The sequence below is a fragment of the Paenibacillus wynnii genome (genome assembly GCF_000757885.1).
Classification (GTDB): Bacteria; Bacillota; Bacilli; order Paenibacillales; family Paenibacillaceae; genus Paenibacillus_AQ; species Paenibacillus_AQ wynnii.
Map to the genome: position 1 here is coordinate 464,038 of NZ_JQCR01000001.1, position 18,326 is coordinate 482,363.

Annotated in this window: 15 protein-coding genes and 2 pseudogenes; 3 read left to right on the top strand and 14 right to left on the bottom strand. The window is 44.4% G+C overall.

The genetic code is table 11. The features are described 5' to 3' along the window. Positions 1-68: 68 nt before the first annotated feature. From PWYN_RS02230 to PWYN_RS02240, 3 genes are all read right to left on the bottom strand, one after another. Positions 69-692: a TrkA C-terminal domain-containing protein gene (locus tag PWYN_RS02230; RefSeq protein ID WP_036647879.1), complete on the bottom strand. Its 624-nt coding sequence runs from the start codon at positions 690-692 to the stop codon at positions 69-71. Positions 693-758: 66 nt separating this feature from the next. Continuing rightward, entirely contained in the window at positions 759-2,360 is a 1,602-nt protein-coding gene (locus PWYN_RS02235) for a response regulator (protein ID WP_036647880.1), read from the bottom strand. Continuing rightward, entirely contained in the window at positions 2,357-4,195 is a 1,839-nt protein-coding gene (locus PWYN_RS02240) for a sensor histidine kinase (RefSeq protein ID WP_036647882.1), read from the bottom strand. The genes PWYN_RS02235 and PWYN_RS02240 overlap by 4 nt, the downstream gene beginning before the upstream one ends. 141 nt (positions 4,196-4,336) lie before the next feature. Between PWYN_RS02240 and PWYN_RS02245 the strand changes: the two genes are divergently transcribed. The 3 genes from PWYN_RS02245 (at position 4,337) to PWYN_RS02255 (ending at position 7,471) form a co-directional block, all read left to right on the top strand. Further along, positions 4,337-5,227 carry a carbohydrate ABC transporter permease gene (locus PWYN_RS02245; protein WP_084146558.1) on the top strand — a complete coding sequence of 297 codons (891 nt, stop codon included), beginning with the start codon at positions 4,337-4,339 and terminating at the stop codon, positions 5,225-5,227. Continuing rightward, positions 5,227-6,066, top strand: coding sequence for a carbohydrate ABC transporter permease (locus PWYN_RS02250; RefSeq protein WP_036647883.1), 840 nt, complete (start codon positions 5,227-5,229; stop codon positions 6,064-6,066). Before PWYN_RS02245 ends, PWYN_RS02250 begins: the two co-directional genes overlap by 1 nt. A gap of 103 nt (positions 6,067-6,169) precedes the next feature. Beyond that, positions 6,170-7,471 (top strand): ABC transporter substrate-binding protein, encoded by a 1,302-nt coding sequence (locus PWYN_RS02255; protein ID WP_036647886.1) that lies wholly within the window; start codon positions 6,170-6,172, stop codon positions 7,469-7,471. 116 nt (positions 7,472-7,587) lie between these two features. Here PWYN_RS02255 and PWYN_RS02260 read toward each other — a convergent pair whose 3' ends face one another. The 11 genes and pseudogenes from PWYN_RS02260 to PWYN_RS02310 form a co-directional block, all read right to left on the bottom strand. Continuing rightward, a complete protein-coding gene (locus tag PWYN_RS02260; protein ID WP_036647888.1) occupies positions 7,588-8,292 on the bottom strand; it encodes a GAP family protein in 705 nt (234 codons plus the stop codon). 74 nt (positions 8,293-8,366) lie between these two features. Further along, the gene (locus PWYN_RS02265) at positions 8,367-9,191 is read right to left on the bottom strand and encodes a MerR family transcriptional regulator (protein WP_036647890.1); all 825 of its coding nucleotides are present in this window, start codon (positions 9,189-9,191) and stop codon (positions 8,367-8,369) included. Positions 9,192-9,473: 282 nt separating this feature from the next. Continuing rightward, entirely contained in the window at positions 9,474-11,033 is a 1,560-nt protein-coding gene (locus PWYN_RS02270; RefSeq protein WP_036647892.1) for an SAM-dependent methyltransferase, read from the bottom strand. A gap of 57 nt (positions 11,034-11,090) precedes the next feature. Continuing rightward, positions 11,091-12,176: pseudogene (locus PWYN_RS02275) on the bottom strand (Nramp family divalent metal transporter); the annotation flags it as partial. Between the two features lie 141 nt (positions 12,177-12,317). Further along, positions 12,318-13,439 carry an IS200/IS605 family element RNA-guided endonuclease TnpB gene (gene tnpB / locus PWYN_RS02280; RefSeq protein WP_052087691.1) on the bottom strand — a complete coding sequence of 374 codons (1,122 nt, stop codon included), beginning with the start codon at positions 13,437-13,439 and terminating at the stop codon, positions 12,318-12,320. 114 nt (positions 13,440-13,553) lie between these two features. Further along, a pseudogene (locus PWYN_RS30540) lies at positions 13,554-13,685 on the bottom strand (Nramp family divalent metal transporter); the annotation flags it as partial. Between the two features lie 197 nt (positions 13,686-13,882). Continuing rightward, positions 13,883-14,320, bottom strand: a complete 438-nt coding sequence (locus PWYN_RS02290) for a protein-tyrosine phosphatase family protein (protein WP_036647895.1) — start codon at positions 14,318-14,320, stop codon at positions 13,883-13,885. A 22-nt stretch (positions 14,321-14,342) separates the two neighbouring features. Next, entirely contained in the window at positions 14,343-16,118 is a 1,776-nt protein-coding gene (gene arsA, locus PWYN_RS02295) for an arsenical pump-driving ATPase (RefSeq protein ID WP_036647898.1), read from the bottom strand. A 17-nt stretch (positions 16,119-16,135) separates the two neighbouring features. After that, positions 16,136-16,498, bottom strand: a complete 363-nt coding sequence (arsD, locus tag PWYN_RS02300; RefSeq protein ID WP_036648278.1) for an arsenite efflux transporter metallochaperone ArsD — start codon at positions 16,496-16,498, stop codon at positions 16,136-16,138. 68 nt (positions 16,499-16,566) lie between these two features. Then, positions 16,567-16,986, bottom strand: coding sequence for an arsenate reductase (thioredoxin) (gene arsC, locus PWYN_RS02305; protein ID WP_036647900.1), 420 nt, complete (start codon positions 16,984-16,986; stop codon positions 16,567-16,569). 20 nt (positions 16,987-17,006) lie between these two features. Further along, complete coding sequence (locus PWYN_RS02310; protein ID WP_036647903.1) at positions 17,007-18,296, bottom strand: arsenic transporter; 1,290 nt, start codon at positions 18,294-18,296, stop codon at positions 17,007-17,009. Positions 18,297-18,326: the final 30 nt, after the last annotated feature.

Below are 18,326 nucleotides of genomic sequence, written 5' to 3' on the forward strand. Positions count from 1 at the left end.
TTTAAGCGCAAAAAAAAGGCTATCCAGGTAGCAATACCTTTGGATAACCCTTGTACCTGATTCATATATTATTTGCCGAATTCTTCATTAATAAACTGCTTGGTTCTTTGGTACATATTGTGATCACCCACTAAAACTAACACATCTTTTCCTCGTAAAATCACATGCGGCCCCGGGGAAATTGTAACATTCGTTCCTCTTCGCAACGCGATCACCGTGCCTCCAGTATTTTGCCAAAACTGCAATGCGCTAATGGACTTCCCAATGACATGAGATTCTTCCTGGATTGTAATTTCTACCGGATGGTAGGGCTTTAAGTTCTGAAGTCGATCCGACGCCTCAATAATCTCGTTATGAAGCTTCTCGAATTTACGATCAATTTCTTTTTTTTCCAACAACAGCTGCTGTAGATCCTGCTTCAGGGAGTACGCGGATTTCAAATAATTGTTCCTGTTTATATAATCATGCGCTTTAAGGTCGGATACGACAATAATCTCTTTACCTTGAGAGACAAACACAATATCCTCATCTTTTAACAAGCCCATAGCTTTGCGAATGGTCTCAGGTGAAACGTGGTATTGCCCAGCCAATAGAGAACGTCCTGAAATTTTACTATCGACAGGAAATTCCCCGCTGACGATTCTTTGAGCAATATCCAGAGCTATGGATTTATAACCAGCCATTTCTTGCATAGACAATGTCGACCCCTTACTTATGCATAATTAGTACAATGAACTAGGCTCAAGTATACCTCTTTTTCATTGCTTGCGATATTCCCTCGGTGTCTGACCCGTGGCTTTTTTAAAGACTCTGCTGAAATATTTCTCATCCTCATAGCCGACGAGCTCCGAAATTTGTGATAATCGCATATTCGTATTTTGCAGCAGGACCTTGGCTTTATCTACTCTCAGGTTGGTTAAATAGTCGGATAGGTTCTCCCCTGTCACTTGTTTGAACTTACGGGAGACATTCTCTCTACTGATATAAAAGCGTTCGGCAATATGCTGGAGTGTCATGTCCTCTTGATAATGTTGGTCCAAATAATTCCTGATTTCGAGGATGATTTTACTGTCTGTACTCTGAGTCAGTCCACCCTCCTTAGACAGCTTCAGCAGCAGCGCCTTGAGTTGATCTCTCCAAGCATCCACCGTAAAGAGTCCTTCCGTATCATAACAAGGTGCGAAATGAATGTTCTCCTTGGCAAAAAGCTCATCGCCCCACTGCTCTTTACTCCAACGGGTAAGAATGATCCCAATCTCTTCTTCCCATCGCTGGATACTTCTCTCCGTAAGAAGCGTCAGACCGGTGAGATATTCCGCCCAATCATCAACGGCTCGATACATTCGTTCCATTTCTCCAGACAGGACGGATATTCTGAACCTTTCCAGTTCCGCCGGGAGAGAGGGATCTGCTTTGGTATTTACATCGTCAAGCTCTTCCCGGTAGAGGTGAATCCTGCCTTGCTTTTGTAGAATATTCCGCCCGATAAGTCCCTGACGAGCCTGACGGAAAGCATTCGGAAGCTGAGACGGAAAAGCATTGGTTGCACTTAAACCGATATCCAGCTGTATACCGTAGGCTCGTTGAATAGATTCATTCATGTGAAGTACCCAATTCTCAGCCTCCTCCACCGTATTCCAGAATAGGACGACGATATCTGTATCCGCAAGCCAATACCGAAAAGCAAATCCGCTGCGCTGCGGGGAAATGACTTCATTGCAGACATTCGCCAGTACAAAGGACGTTAACTGTAAATCTCCATGGAATCTCTCTAACAAACGGCAGTTAGCCGACTTCAACGAGATAACAGCAATCCGGCAGGTTTCAGTCCCCTTAAGCAAACCCAGTTCTTCAGAGAGCGAACCCGCAAGTTCCTGATAAGAACGCGTTCCTGACACCAGATCCGATAATGTCTTATCCCAATAAAGTGGACGCAGGACATTGAGCTGGATATTCTGACGGTTGAGGAGCTCCCGCTCCTGCTCCTCTTTTCTCCACATTTCAAAAGCACGCTCTGCGGCAGCGATTAATTGCTTACTGTTCAAGGGTTTGAGCAGGTAATCCGTTCCCCCGTATACGATCGCTGGTTTCACATAACTGAAATCCTGGTATCCGCTGATCACAATGGTTTTTGTATTCGGAGAATGCTTGTGCAGCCACTCCAGCAGCTCTGCCCCGTCCAGCAAAGGCATCTTCATATCTGTAAAAATAACGGCGGGACGCTGCTTTTCAATAATCTCTATGGCTTCTTGACCGTTTGTGGCTTCGTAAATCTCAGAGATCCCGTGTTCGTCCCAAGGGATAAAGTATCGGATGGCTTCGCGCACATGCCTTTCATCATCAACAATCAGTACCTTCAACTCTCTTCCCCCCTTTTCAATCCCCGTTCCTCATTCAAGGGGATGATCATAGTAACCGTTACGCCGTTATCTACATTCCTGTCCATTCTTAACTGGGCCTCTTCGCTAATCTGCAACCGAAGTCTGGCCAGCACGTTGCGTAGACCGATTTCTTCGTGATCTGTTCCTTGAATATTCATCAGACCCGCTTCGAGCTCTGCCAGATGCTCCGTGGATATCCCTTTCCCATTATCCTTGACAGCAATCACTAATCGTTCGTTATCATCCAAGCTGCAGCTTATGGAAACAAGGCCTTGTCTGATCCCATCCTCAAAGCCATGCTTGAAAATATTTTCTACAAGAGGTTGGAGAATCATCTTGGGAACAATGATAGCTCTAACCGCTTCCTCGACATCTATATTCAACTGGAGCTCCTCTTCGCCGAACCTCTCTTTTTGCAAAATCATATAATTCTCTACATGCTCAATTTCATCCTGAAGCGGTACATGCGTACGTTCCGTGGTCATCGAATACCGCATGATGCTTCCCAATGAATAGATGAGATCATACACCTTCGGCGCATTATACCGCAATGACAGCGTAGCAATAGACTGCAGTGCATTATAGAGAAAATGAGGATTCACTTGCGCTTGAAGCGCCTTTAGCTGGTTGGTTTTATTGGCAATTTCCAGTCGGTACTCTTTCAGAATGAGGTCGTTGATGGTTCGGGTCATTCCGGTAATCTTCCGGGTCAGCAGGCCGAATTCATCCTCTCTCTCGGAGTCCACGTAGGCATCCAATTGACCGATTTGCACCTTCTGCGTATAAGATATTAACTTTTTGATCGGTCTTGTAAATCCGAAAGAAATTAGAACCGCTGCAATCCCTCCAATAATCAAGAATAGAATGCCGACACCGCCATTAATACGCGTGATCGTCCTAGCGTCACTATACAAATCCTCATAAGGGACCAGCTTAACAATTTTACCTTTGAATAGCGTAGAGTCTATATTTCTAAACATAACAATTCCCTCAAAATCCCGGTCGTTCCAAGTGAAATGTCCGTTGTTCTTGTTGGGGGGAAGTTGGCTCCAACCCGCTTGAATCGTCTTCCCAATCCATTCCGGATCGGAGGCGAATAGGGCCTCTCCTTGTTCATTCAGCATATACAGACGTTCTGTTTCCGAATTATACATAGACTTGGCTATACTTTCTAGCTCTGTTAATCGAAAATCCATGGAAAGATCGGCCAGGACATCAGCACTTGGGGTCCGATATATCGGGAAATGCGCACTGAACACCGGGACCTGTCCCGGTTTATGATTTAAAAAACCTGATTTCACACCGTACTGATGATCCATGTGGGTAACCTCAACAAAGGGGCGGTTAGAGCCGTTGGGATTGGTCTTTGGAGTATATCTATCATTAAATTCCCTGCGGAATAACCCTCCGAGCACGGTATTAGATTGCTTCCCCGCACGGACAAATAAATGGATTTGGAACATATTCTCGTCCGATTGGAACAGGTTATACAGCTGAGTAGCGATAATGCCCCGGTTATCCGGTATGGCGGAACCCCCGGCAGCATTGCTTTTAGCCAGAAGAAGGGCAGTATAGAACGAGCCTGGAACATTGATTCCGCTGTATAAAGATAAAGCACGCTGATTGATTCCACTTAGATAGTTGCTAAGATTGGCTTCCCCCAAAGTCAACAGCTTCGTGTTCTGCTTCACCGATTGCTCGGTGACCGACTGCTTCGTATAGAGATAGGAGATCGTTACCGAAATGCCTGCCGGAATGACAGTTGCCAGAAGGACAAGCGCCATGAGCCGGGTTCTAATACTGTTTCTAAACATGCTAATCCTCCCCTTAAATGCTTCAGCATTATATTACTGCAATATAATCCACTTTTATAGTCATCAAATTGAGTGTTGGGGTTGGGCGGGCTTTTTTATAATAGAGTCAAGATCAAGTAAACCACCAAAAAGGAGAACCTTATGAGAAAAGCATTGCACCTTAAAAAAGGCTGGGGCCAGCAAATCGTATTTTTGGGACCGTGTCTTCTCTTCTTCCTGACCATAGTGGTCACACCCTTTATCCTCGGATTCTACTATTCCTCCACGGACTGGAATGGACTGGATCTCGACAAAGCCGTCTGGACCGGTTCAGCGAACTGGAAGCGTATCTTTATGAATGACGATAAGTTCTGGGATTCCTTGTACTTCACACTCCGTTTCACAGCTGTGGCTGTGGTTGGAGCTAATGTTCTGGGACTTCTGCTTGCCTTCATTTTGATGACCGCGCTGAAGACCAAAAAGATTCTCCGCACCATCTTTTTCATGCCAAACGTGATTGGTGGAATTTTGCTCGGGTATATCTGGCAGTTTATTTTCACCAAAGGCTTCAACACGATTGGCGATTTAACAGGAATTTCTTTCTTCAATCTACCGTGGCTCGGGACTCCAAGTACCGGATTCTGGGGATTAGTCATTGTGTTCATCTGGCAAACCGCCGGGTATATGATGGTCATCTATATTGCAGCCCTTGCAGGCATTCCGAAGGATCTGATTGAAGCCGCTAAAATTGACGGGGCACGCGCTCCGCAGTTATTCAAAAGCGTCTACGTGCCTTTGATTATGCCGGCGATTACGATCTGTCTTTTCCTGACTACTTCCAATGCCTTCAAAATGTTCGATCTCAACCTATCGCTCACCAAAGGCGGTCCGGGTACCTCAACCCAGTCGCTCGCTTACAACATTTATGCAGAGGCACTGATTAATAACCGTTATGGTCTTGGTACAGCGAAAGCCCTTCTGTTCTTCTTCGCCGTCTCGATCATCACGGTTACCCAAGTATGGATTACCAAAAGAAAAGAGGTGTCAGCATAATGCAAGAGACTAGCAGATACCGGCTGAGTACATTCATACTAGAGATTGCGGCCATTCTTCTTGCGCTTATTTTTCTATCCCCGTTCTATCTGGTGCTGACCAATTCAGTGAAGGGTCTTCGGGAAATTCTGGTGGATGCCGCGTCCTTTCCAGAAGTCTTTAAATGGGCGAATTATGCAGATGTATGGAAAATCATCGACTTTCCAAAAGCCTTTTGGAACTCTTTTCAAATTACTGCACTGAGCGTAATCTTCATCGTTCTGTTCAGTTCCATGGCTGCTTATCAAATCGTTAGAAGGCCGTCGAAATTCAATTCATTCGTATTCCTGCTGCTGATCTCAGCGATGATTATTCCCTTTCAGTCCCTGATGCTTCAGTTGGTTCGTGTAACGAGTATTTTGGAGCTCCGTGGGGAAATATACGGAATTGTAGCCTGTTATCTGGGCTTCGGCATGCCGCTTTCAGTGTTCCTATTTCATGGATTTATCAAAACCGTTCCTTATGAACTGGAAGAAGCCGCCCGTGTAGACGGTTCGAATCCATATGGAGTGTTCTTCCGCATCGTCTTCCCGCTGCTCATGCCTATCATTGTTACGGTCATTATTCTGAATACCTTGTGGATCTGGAACGACTACCTGCTGCCTGTTCTAGTTATCGGAGGCAATAAGGATTTAACCACACTGCCTGTAGCTGTTACCAAGTTCTTTGGTCAATATACGAAAAAATGGGATCTTGCTCTGCCTGGTCTGGTAATGGCGATCACCCCTATACTGCTGTTCTTCCTTACTCTGCAAAAGTATATCGTCGAAGGGGTAACCTCAGGGTCGGTCAAGGGATAGCTGCAACAATATCCACTTTTTCTAGCAAAATATTAAGTTTTAGTTGTTTCACAATTGCTATAGGATCAAGTTGTAAGAACTTAAACCCAGGGAGGTTATACAAATGAAAAGGCTTGCATTCATATCCGCAATCGTTTGCACTTTGATTATCGCAGGGTGCGGCAACAGTGGCAATAATAACGCCGCAGTCAATGGCAACGCAAATAATGGGAAAGAAACGGCTGCTCCGGAAGCCACTACAACCCCTAAGAAAGATGTCACCATCAAGATGTTCCAGTTCAAGGTTGAGATTGCCGAACAACTGAATGCTCTCGCAGAAGAATATGAGAAAGAAACCGGAGTAAAGGTTGAGGTAGAAACACATGGCGGCGGTGAAGATTACGGCGCATTGCTTAAGGCTGAAATCGCGTCCGGTTCAGAGCCTGAGATCTTCAATAACGGTGGATATTCAGCCCTCGTTCCATACATGGACCGGGCGACAGACCTGTCAGCTGAGCCATGGGCTAAAGATTTGATTCCAACCTCCAAAATGCCTGCAACCGTTGACGGCAAGCTGTATGGTATGCCGATGAATGTTGAAGGCTATGGCTTGATTTACAACAAAGCATTGTTTGAAAAAGCCGGGATTACTGCAGAACCTAAGACACTTCCGGAATTGAAGGCTGCCGTAGAGAAACTTAAGGCTGCCAAAATCACTCCTTTCGAAGCTACGAACGAGTGGTGGTCCATGGGAATTCACATGGTGAATGTAGGTCTTGCCCACCAAGAAGACCCTAAGAAATTTATCGAAGATCTTAAGGCTGGAACACAAACCATTAAAGGTAACGAAGTATTCATTCAATGGCTGGATATGGTAGATCTGATCTTCAGCAACGCTCAAAAGGATAAAATGACTACGGACTACGCTACTCAAGTTGCTGATTTCGCTTCCGGTAAAGCAGCCATGATGATGCAAGGGAACTGGACACAAGGCGATATCGACAAGATTGACCCTGCTCTGGATTTAGGCATTCTTCCACTCCCAATCAGTGATGCAGAAGGCACCATTCTGGTTGGTGTTCCGAACAACTATATCGTCAATAGCAAATCAGAGCATCCTGAAGAAGCAAAAGCCTTCCTGACTTGGCTCGTTTCCTCGGAATCCGGCAAAAAGTATTTAACTAAGGAATTCAAGTTCATCCCTGCATTGACTAACATCGAGACCAAAGCTGAAGATATCGGTAAAGTCGCTGTTGCCGTGCAGGAGAAATCCTCCACAGCACTCGGTTGGAACTGGGATATGTTCCCTGATGGCGTAACCCAAGGCTTCGGTGCTGCTATGCAAGAATACCTCGGCGAGCAAATCAGCCGTGATCAGCTCTTGGAGAAATTAGATAAAGCGGTTCAGGATATTGTGAAGCAATAATCATTTCAAATTCAATCTAGATCCACAAGAAAACCCAGCCTCATTAGTCCATCAGGATATATCCTGACCGGCTATCTGTGAGCTGGGTTTTTGTTGTTTACTTAGCTATCCATTACTCAATGTACGAAGCCAATCAACGCAACCACTGATTCGCTAAGAATCCACATTGCTCCTATAAAACAAATTACAGGAATTGAGTATACACTTGCCTTGTTTATTAAATCCTTAGTTTTAATTTCTATGGCTTGAAATTTATCTTTAAATTTTTTATATGAGAAATAGATTACAAGCATAGGCATTATATAAATAATACAATATATTGCCAGAATAGAGATTACTACTAATAAAGATAATTCCTTAGCTAAAAGAACGCTTATAAATCCAATATAAGGTATAGCTGTCGGAGCGTCACTTAGGGTTGAAATAATAGCTAATCCTATTATGGCTTTAGGAGTCACATTTTCAATTTTAATAAAATTAACTTCTTTAATAGACTCCTTTTTCTTAATTATTTTTATAACTTTAATACTGAATTTTACTCCTACTCCTAAAAGCACTAGACCTAAAATAATACCAAGTATGGATATTTCAAAGGTATATCTCGTTATTAAACCCACTATAAAAGATTTGATAAGTTTGTTAATTCCATAATAAAAAGAAATTCCTACTATAAAATAAGTTATGAATGTTCCCCATATAAATATAACTGAATACTTTAGATTTTTAACCATTGGAATTAGAATAATAAGCGTAGCTATAGTGGCCGGGTTTAAACAATCAATAAAACCTAAAGTTACTAACGCGATTATTAATTGAATCATGTTTCCTCCCTTCCTATTAACTGCTAGAATTCTATCTATTTTCAGTATAAAGTCTATTGTAACAATAGAGTCAACTATGTTATTAATATTTGTATTTCTACTATGTAATCATCTGGATTTACTGTAGCGATACCACTTATTAAGGATATTTCATAATATTTATCGTCAACTTTATAGTTGTTTTCCTCTATGAATTTCAATAGTTTTTTATAATAGTTCTCGCTATTAGTCTCCACACCTCGATATAGAACACATAAATATTCACCACTTGGAATAACTTTTATATTCTTATGGTTATATATTGAAGAAATTTCTTCAATTAATATAAAAATATCCTCATAAATAATCTTGTTTTCTTCAATTACACTAGTTACCCCTATACAGCCCTCAATAATATTTTCTTTTTCTAATATTAATCCTACATTTCTTAAGGCAAGTATTACACTATCATCATTAGTTAAGTCATTTTTGCCATTCTCTAAGGGTATATATACGTACTTTCTCTCTTCCATCCTTTTTACATACACACTTCCAAAATCTTTCCTTGTTATTCCCTCTTTAATGTTGTGTATTTTATAAGAAAGAGCCGACTTAATGTTTTTAAGCTCTTTTATTTTTTTATCGATTAAATTCTTTTGCTCTTCTAATTTTATTAATAACTCTTCCAAACTCTCACTTTCTAGAACAATACTCCTAATTTCCTCCAACGACAGTCCCATGTACTTCAAACTCTTTATGACATCCACGTAAGGTATCTGATCAATAGCATAATATCTATATTTACTATTTTCATCTATATATGATGGTTTTAGCAGCCCTATTTTATCGTAGTGCCTTAAAGCCTGTATGGATATATTATTTATTTTTGACATCTCACCAATTGAAATATACTTTTTCATAAATCACCTCTATATCTACAGATTGATTTACCTTATTCATATCACCCTCGAATGTATCTTCCTCCAGAAAACGTGCCGTATTGGGATCATACCACCGTGCCCCTATATTGAACAACTGTGTAGGCGTTCAGTAAATTGCCTGTGCTATCCGGAAGTTCAACGACATCTTGATGACCGTTTCTGATCATCTCTTAGCTCGTAACACGTCCTTCACACACAAAAGGCCAACCCGTCTTCTGTGGTTGACCTAATAATATGAAATAGTATTCTGTAACTACATATTTATCTAGTTAACAAATCATGCAGTTCCTTAGCCTCTTCATTCTCAGGCTCCAACGTTAACGCTCTTCGTGTATAATTCCCTGCCGCTTCCTCCATACCAAGCTCGTAGCAGCAAATCGCCAGACTATAGAGCACCGTCATTACGGGTTCTTCCTCATTGGCCTGGAGAGATCGCTCCAAGAACATTAGTGCGTCCTCGAACATGTCCATTTCATACAGCAGCAGCCCGCAGTCCAGTGCCAAGTCATAGTTCTGCGCCAAAGGATAGTAGCCTGTCCACATCAAATGAATGCCTCGCTGAATATCCAGCATCTCTTCATCACTGCCCTCTTGCAGCAGCTCTGAAATGCGTTCTGCGCTCTGGATGAACAGTTCAGCATCATATCCGCCCAGTCGCCAAAAGGCCAGAATTTGCTGTAATCCCATCGTTTCGAATTGCTGATCCACCCATTCCTTCATACTGAAGAAATCATCCGGTCCAAATCGTTCGATAAACCGCTGATAAGCTAGACGGGTATTGGCATAGCTCATAGGTGTCTGAACCACAAGAATGCAGCCGATATTCAAGTTTTTATAGTGATGTGCAGTGAATTGAGCGTGTGCTCCTCTTTGCTCCAAAACATGCTGAATCGCATGATAGTTCGCCGTCAGAGAGAAGCTTCCATGATGAATAAGCTTAGGCGGTTCAGCAAATTCCCAGTTCTCCAGCCTGTGATCGCCTTTATCTGCTGTTAGTAGAGCATATCCTTCCTTAGACAGCCGGCTCAAACGCTCCAGACATTCCAGACCCACAACAGGGAACAGAATATGCGAATCCTCAAGCTTCTGCTGATAGAGTTCAATAACACTATGATAAGGATATGTTGCCTGTTCATACTCAGCGGCTCGTCGATAATGATACTCGGGAACAATACGCTCCAGAACCTCTGAAGGTGTAAGGTCATCGGCATCCTCCGGCAGTTGAACCGACACCTGACATTCAAAAATCTTGCCTTCATCTACATAGAGAAGCTCTTGCGGAATACTGTCAAAAAAGTAATTCGCCACAATCAGCAACGGCTGCTGCAAATCCCCTGTCCGAACCACTTCCTTCGACTGTAACAAACGTAATTCTGTATCCTGCACGGCGTCAAAAAGGGCAAAATCCAGCACTCCCTGCTCGACAAAAGGGCGTAAACCGGGGTGCTGCTGCCATGTGGAAATATTTTTAGCAGGTAAATCACTCATCACGTAACGAAAAGGGGGTAACGAGATTCCGGCATAGTCAATAATTTCACACAGCTTCTTCAGGATATGAAAAGCTAATCGACCCGCCCCGGCTCCCAGCTCGAGTATAGTAACTGGATCTGTAGTATAGCCTTGATGGGCCCGATCCTGAAGGAATCCGAAGATCATCTCGGCATAGGCCGTGGCAATCATCGGATTATTCGTAATGTACTGCGGAACCGCATCATTATCCCATGCCTTAGTCCCTTGTTCTTCATAATAAGTACGCTGGAGCTCCCAAATGGGTGCTTCACTGAAGCGGTAAACGGACTTAGACTCTTCGGTATGTGTCATTGATTTAGCCTACTTTTCTTTATATTAAAGGACAATTGCACAAGCTACATCATTTTCTCAAACAATCATCTCAAACACCAGAAACAAATTCAACGAGACGACTAATCCTGAAATGATCCAGCCTAAAGTTGCGGTAATTCGGTGATTGACCAGACTGCCCATAATGGAACGGTTACTTGTAAATATGACTAATGGAATAAGGGCAAAAGCAATCCCAAAGGATAAAATAACCTGACTCATTACCAGCGCCTGTGTTGGATTAATGCCGAACATGATAATGGCTAACGGAGGAATCGTGGTGATTGCCCGCCGAACATATAAGTTAATTCTTTTATTAATAAAACCCTGCATAACCACATCACCCGCCATCGTCCCTACCGATGAACTGGAAAGTCCGGCAATTAGAAGCCCTAAACCAAACGAAATCGCTGTTGCGGGTCCAATAAGATGTCTAAACTGGTCAAAGGCAACACTCAAATCTTCAACCACTAGACCATTCTTGAAGAATAGAGCGGCCGCTACGACTACCATTGCCATATTCACAGCACCCGCGATAACCATAGCAATCATAATATCGATGAATTCCAACTTGAAAATTTGTTTCTTCTCGTCTTCATTTTTACCTACTACCCGGTTTTGGGTGAGAGCTGAATGCAGATAAATCGCATGCGGCATCACCGTCGTGCCTAATATACCCGCTGCTAATAATATGCTGTCCACACCTTGAAATCTCGGGGTAAATATCCCTGCTGCAACAGCACCCAGATCTGGCTTGGCTACTATAACCTGAAAGGCAAAGGCCAGCACCACGATCAATACCATCCCCGCGATCCCGGCTTCCAACGTTCGATATCCGCGCCGTTGCAGCTCTAGTATAGCGAATGAACCAACAGCTGTAATCAGTGCAGCAGGCAGCATAGGAATACCAAACAGCAGATACAGCCCCAATGCTGCTCCTATAAATTCTGCCAAATCCGTGGCAATGATTACGAGCTCACTCTGAATCCAGAGGAAGAAGGATACCCTTTTGGGGAACCTTTCGCGCGCAACCTCGGGCAAATTCTTACCTGTAGCAATACCTAACTTTGCGGACAAAGACTGTATTAGAACAGCCATTAAATTAGAGGCGAATATCACCCATATTGAACACTCCCGCCACCTGTAGAGGTGGAGGATTCTTGGGTAGTTGCTTCCAATGAAGCAGAGTTGTGATAATCCAATTCCCCAAAATGGAAAACCGAATCCCAAGCGATCCCTGTGGTTCCCACAGTTGAATGTATCCTTCTATATAGCCATTTGTTTGATGTTGTGTGCAGCATTCTCATCCCGATCATGAAGTGCATCACAACATGGACAGGTCCACTGCCGCACCGAAAGGTTTTTCACTTCTTGGTTGATGAAGCCGCACACATGACACGTTTGGCTGGTGGGTGCGAAGGTGTGAGCCATCTTAACCGTCCGTCCGTACCAACTCGCCTTGTATGTAATTTGGCGTTCGAACTCGCTCCAAGACGCATCGGCAATCGATTTCGCCAGCTTATGATTTTTGAGCATATTCGCTACACGAAGATTTTCAATGCTGATCGTTTGGTTTTCACGGATCAGCCTGGTCGTGAGTTGGTGCAAAAAATCATGGCGACCGTTCGCAATCTTCTCGTGGATTTGGGCAACCTTCTGCTTGGCTTTTAACCAATTGGAGCCGCCTCTCATGCGACGAGTCATGCGGCGTTGCCAGAAGGCTAACTTCTTCTCGTAGTGGCGAAACCACTTCGGATTGGCCACTCGTAATCCATCGGAGCAGACCGCAAACTCCTTGAGTCCAAGGTCTATGCCAATCACCTTGTTGTTCTGCGGCAGGGGATGTATGTCAACTTCACAGACAATGGATGCAAAATACTTACCAGCCGCATTTCGTCGCACGGTGGCAGAAAGGATGCGTCCCTCTAAGGCTCGGGAGTTGGCAAACCGAACCCAACCGAGCTTCGGGAGCTTAAGTTTGTTTTCTTTCATTGCAATGTTGCCGTTGGTCTGTTTCGTAGTATAGCTTTGCACGGGATGCTTACGGCTTTTAAACCGTGGAGCCTGATTCTGTTTTTTAAAGAACCGATCAAAGCTATCTGCTACGTGTCGAACGGCGGATTGCAAGGCAATACTATCCACCGTTTTGAGCCACTCAAATTGCCCTTTGAGAGCAGGAAGTTGTGTGGCACAAGTGTTGTAGGATAAGCCCTTTCCAGTTGTCGCATAGGTATTGTTCCATAGTCCCAAGAAATGATTGAACACAAAACGGCAACAGCCAAACATCTGATGGATGAGTTGCTGTTGTTCCTTTGTCGGATAGATTCGGTACTTATAAGCTTTATGGACACGTTTTTGTGTACCAGAATCTTGATCCGATGACAGCATGCCACACATCTCCTTTCAAAAGGGTTATAGGGATATATTAGCACATATGTTCGGTTTCTTAAACCGCCGATTCATCCCCAACCTATAGAGGTAGGGGTGTTCTTGGCTTTTATTGATAAAAGCTGGACCGAGGAAAGGAAGGATTCTTCTGATCCCTTTAATATCTCCTCTTAATACCGCTTCTGCGGATATCTTTTGTCTTTTATGTTTCACTAATTTTTGTTTAACTACGCTTTGCTCGATCATTGTAATCCCTCCTCTACCCTACAGATGTTGTTGTTACCCATAGTCTGCAATTATAAAAATGTAAATCTTACATGTTAATCCTTGTTAAAGGGTACGAAAAAGAGGCTGTGCCCAATGGGGTGTGAAATAAAAATCCACAACACATTGGGTCAACAGCCCCTAAGAAAGCAACCTTTATTGAATTCCTAATCTATTCATTATTTACTCTCTGTGCTATAAAAACCATTCAATATATCCAGCATCTCTTGCTTTATGCTGATATCCGGGCGCTTTTCTTTGGCTAGGCTAGCTGCATCTTCTACACTGGAAGCCAAGCCTAGCTCTATTAATAAGCCTGTGGCTACTGTACCGGTGCGGTTTCGTCCGCCTGCGCAGTGGAAGTATACTGTTTTGTTGCTGTCCACGGCTTCCTTAACCGCCAAGATCGCTGCATGCACAGAACCTTCTTGACCTGTCTCATCTTCTACTATCGGAAAATGATGACGGGTTACATCGGCCGGAAAGCCTTCAGCCTTAGTTCCGGTATCTCTCAAATCGAAAACATCCGAAATCTCTTGCTCCCGGAGTGCTTCCATCAAAGCCGCTTCCCCACCAATATATACTTTTCCTTCAATTAACTCATGATAATTTGCCACTATAGCTCTCTCCCTTATCTCTTTATTGATATTTTGATGCTCCAAGGATCTTCAATTGCTCATAGCCTGCTATTTCTTGCGCCTCCCAGGGAATAATCACAGCGTGATTACTAGAAAACTCTACAATCTGCTTTATCCAGGCCTTCTCCGCCTCCGCCCGACCTTTTAATATAGGATCAGTCGTTCCAGAAGCCGCAAAGCTTTGATTGATTACCCACCACTTGGCTGGGATGCCTGCCCGTTTCAGATCTGTTTCCAACCGTGCCGCTTCGTATACCGGTGTGGCTTCAGCTAATGTAACTATAACTACACTTGTTTCTTTAGGGTCGCGAAGTCTAGGCAGCAACTGCTGCACCGAATTCGGAATCAGGCCTGAGGATCGAGCAACCTCCTTGTGGTATTCCTGCGTTGCATCGAGCAGCAGCAAAGTATGCCCGGTGGGAGCTGTATCAATGACTACGATCTCTTCCTGTGAGCGCTCCACTAGATCTGCAAACGCCCGGAATACAGCAATTTCTTCGGTACATGGCGATCTTAAATCCTCTTCCAAAAAGGCCAGTCCTTCCTCATCCAATGAATCTGCATTTTGGCTGATGACCTCCGTTTGGTACCTCTCCAGTTCTACCTTGGGATCAATCCGGCTGAGTGAAATCATGCCTGAGGCTTCCCCAAAGATCTGGTCCAAATGGGCTGCCGGATCGGTAGTGCTCAGATGAACACGATGTCCGCGTTCTGCGAGTCCCACGGCAATAGCCGAAGCAACGGTTGTTTTCCCTACTCCGCCTTTGCCCATCGTGAAGATTACCCGAATACCATCTGTAGCTAATCCCTCTATGAGGGTGGAAAGCGCCGGGACAGACACTGGGCCTGTTGCATTAGGTACATCTGTAGCATTCCTTTGACCTGAATTAAAAAAATGACGCAAACTTTCAATCCCGGTTAGATTAAAAGAGGCTAAGGGGATTTGGTATCTCGGCAGGGATTGGATCGCTTCCGGTATATGCTCCATGGCATACTGCTGTCTTTCATAGAGGGCTGTGGATACAGAATCCCTCTCGGTGAAAGAATGAAGAACTCCGTTAATCAGCAGGGTTTGATTCCCTATCCCAATCTCCTGCAGTTCAGCAGAAGCACGAGCTGCCTCTATTAAGGGTGTCCGCTCGGGTCTGGTTACCAGAACTAATGTTGTGAGCGCTGGATCAGATAAGGTCATTACCGCTTGTTCATAAAGCTCTTTTTTAGCTTCAAGGCCAGCAAGCGGACCCAGACAGGATGCTCCATGTGTGCTTTCATTAAGAAATCCGCTCCAAGCTGTGGGAAGCTGTAATAAACGAAGGGTATGTCCTGTGGGTGCCGTATCAAACAGGATGTAATCATATTGAGACTTCAAAGGCTCATTAGTCAAGAGTGCCGTGAATTCATCAAAAGCAGCAATTTCTACCGTACAAGCTCCAGACAGTTGTTCTTCCATAGTGGCCAGCACGGAATCGGGCAATACTCCGCGATAAGGTTCCACTACTTTGGCTTTATAAGCCTCTGCGGCCATCACCGGATCCAGATTCGTAGCATAGAGATTAGGTATGTCTCCCACAGAAACCGGCACATTGGAAAGCTCCATCCCAAAGACATCCTGCAGATTCGACGCTGGGTCTGTACTAACCAGTAATACTCTTTTGCCGGAGTCCGCTAAGGCTACCGCTGTAGCGCAAGCCGTGGAGGTTTTGCCTACTCCCCCTTTTCCAGTAAAAAACAAGTAGGGTGTTCGTGCCATTACGTGCGGATCAAACGCAGTCCCCATCAGTGACCCTTCTCTCATTATTGTGATTTCAATTTGAGCTCCACCCGGACTTTAGGTTTCATTACAAGCTCGGAAGCCGGGATTCCAGACCACGACTCCAGCTCCTCATTGGAGGGGTAGCTTCGTTGTTTAACCACCTGGCCGTCCACGATAATCACTGGAAGAACATCCGGGCCGTGGTCCGTCAGTAATTGCTTTACAGTTGCATCGTCTACAAAAGCACCCGGCTCACTGGACAAATTAAAGCGAGATACAGAAATCCCCTTCTTCTTCAGGTTGTTTACAACAGCTGACATACGAATCAGTTCCGGGTCCACGCTTGGTCCGCATACTCCTGTAGAACAGCACATCGCCGGATCATAAATCACAATGGTTTTCATCTTCATACTCTCCCTTCTCTTCTAGAGAAAAAGCCGGGAGTCTTCCCGGCTAGCAGCTTGCACCCTTATTACTCGCCGGTATCCGCAAAACGTTTAATACGTTCCCCTACTTGATCACGAACCCGTTGGAATACCGCCCATTTCTCTTCATCGGTTCCTTGCGCTTTAGCCGGATCATCAAAACCCCAGTGTACACGTTTCACCGTGGGTGGTGTAATTGGGCATTTATCTGCGGCATCTCCGCATAGAGTTACTACCAGATCTGCAGTATTAAGCAGGTGGCTATCGATAATATCAGAGGTATGACTGGAAATATCAATTCCTACTTCATTCATAGCTTGAACAGCTTTTGGATTCAGACCATGAGCTTCAATTCCCGCACTATATACGTTCCAGCTATCCCCCAAATACTGCTTCGCCCAACCGTCAGCCATTTGGCTTCGGCAGGAATTTCCTGTGCATAAAAAGTAGATTGTTTTTTTGTCCATGATAGATCGTCCCCTTTATATTAAAAAATGGTTAAACGCAGATACAGTCCCAACAGAGTGATAAACAACGTCGGAATTGTTAAGATAATCCCTGTCTTAAAATAAGTTCCCCAGGAAATCTTAACGCCTTTGGACGATAACACATGCAGCCACAACAAGGTGGCGAGTGAACCGATGGGAGTGATCTTAGGCCCTAAGTCAGAACCGATCACGTTTGCGTATATCAAAGCCTCTCTGATGATTCCGCTGGTATTCGTGGCATCAATAGCGAGTGCGTCAATCATTACTGTAGGCATATTGTTCATCACCGATGAGATAAACGCGGCAATAAACCCCATCCCCATGGTTGCAGCGAATAGACCCTGATCGGCAGTCGCCTGTATCACATCCGCGAGCAAATCTGTAAGTCCGGCATTTCTTAGACCATACACTACGACATACATCCCAATGGAGAAAAATACGACAGCCCAAGGTGCCCCTTTAATCACTTCCGTGGTTTTAACAAAGGGACTCTTTCTCGCCATGAGCAGGAAAAAGACGGCGATCACTCCGGCAACCATGGAAACCGGAATGTTCAGAAATTCGCTGACAAAATACCCGATAAGCAGGACGGCGAGTACTACCCAGGACAACTGAAACATCTTCTTATCCTTGATGGCGTCCTGAGGGTTCTTCAACTGCGAGCTGTCAAACTTGCCGGGGATGCTTTTGCGGAAGAACAGGTATAACACCAGGATGCTCGCCACTAATGAGAATAGGTTAGGGATGATCATATGCCCTGCATATTCCATAAAGGTAATCCCGAAGAAGTCCGCAGACACGATGTTAACCAGATTACTGACGACTAGTGGCAGCGAAGTCGTATCCGCTATGAATCCACTGGCAATAATGAAAGGAAATACTTTCTTCTCATCAAAATTCAGGGCCCGCACCATCGCTAATACAATAGGTGTCAGAATGAGCGCAGCTCCGTCATTGGCGAAAAAGGCAGCCACGACCGCACCCAGAATGGTTACATATACGAACATCCGCAGACCATTCCCATGAGCAGCACGAGCCATATGTAGGGCAGCCCACTCAAAAAATCCGATTTTGTCCAGAATTAAAGAGATCAGGATGATGGCTACAAAAGCTAAAGTTGCATTCCACACGATCAAGGTTACATCCCTCACATCGGTGAAGCTAACCACGCCTACTAGCAAAGCCACTATAGCGCCGCCGCAGGCAGACCAACCAATCGATAGGTTCTTAGGCTGCCAAATGACGAACACTAAAGTAATAATAAAAATAATACTTGCCAAGATAATCACTGTGAGACCTCCATTGTAATTTTAGATTTC

Bases quoted from the DNA above. Each gene is read 5' to 3' on its own strand.
- PWYN_RS02230 (WP_036647879.1), bottom strand. From the start codon at position 692: ATGCAAGAAATGGCTGGTTATAAATCCATAGCTCTGGATATTGCTCAA.
- PWYN_RS02240 (WP_036647882.1), bottom strand. From the start codon at position 4,195: ATGTTTAGAAACAGTATTAGAACCCGGCTCATGGCGCTTGTCCTTCTG.
- PWYN_RS02245 (WP_084146558.1), top strand. From the start codon at position 4,337: ATGAGAAAAGCATTGCACCTTAAAAAAGGCTGGGGCCAGCAAATCGTA.
- PWYN_RS02250 (WP_036647883.1), top strand. From the start codon at position 5,227: ATGCAAGAGACTAGCAGATACCGGCTGAGTACATTCATACTAGAGATT.
- PWYN_RS02255 (WP_036647886.1), top strand. From the start codon at position 6,170: ATGAAAAGGCTTGCATTCATATCCGCAATCGTTTGCACTTTGATTATC.
- PWYN_RS02260 (WP_036647888.1), bottom strand. From the start codon at position 8,292: ATGATTCAATTAATAATCGCGTTAGTAACTTTAGGTTTTATTGATTGT.
- PWYN_RS02265 (WP_036647890.1), bottom strand. From the start codon at position 9,191: ATGAAAAAGTATATTTCAATTGGTGAGATGTCAAAAATAAATAATATA.
- PWYN_RS02270 (WP_036647892.1), bottom strand. From the start codon at position 11,033: ATGACACATACCGAAGAGTCTAAGTCCGTTTACCGCTTCAGTGAAGCA.
- tnpB (WP_052087691.1), bottom strand. From the start codon at position 13,439: ATGCTGTCATCGGATCAAGATTCTGGTACACAAAAACGTGTCCATAAA.
- arsA (WP_036647898.1), bottom strand. From the start codon at position 16,118: ATGGGGACTGCGTTTGATCCGCACGTAATGGCACGAACACCCTACTTG.
- arsD (WP_036648278.1), bottom strand. From the start codon at position 16,498: ATGAAAACCATTGTGATTTATGATCCGGCGATGTGCTGTTCTACAGGA.
- arsC (WP_036647900.1), bottom strand. From the start codon at position 16,986: ATGGACAAAAAAACAATCTACTTTTTATGCACAGGAAATTCCTGCCGA.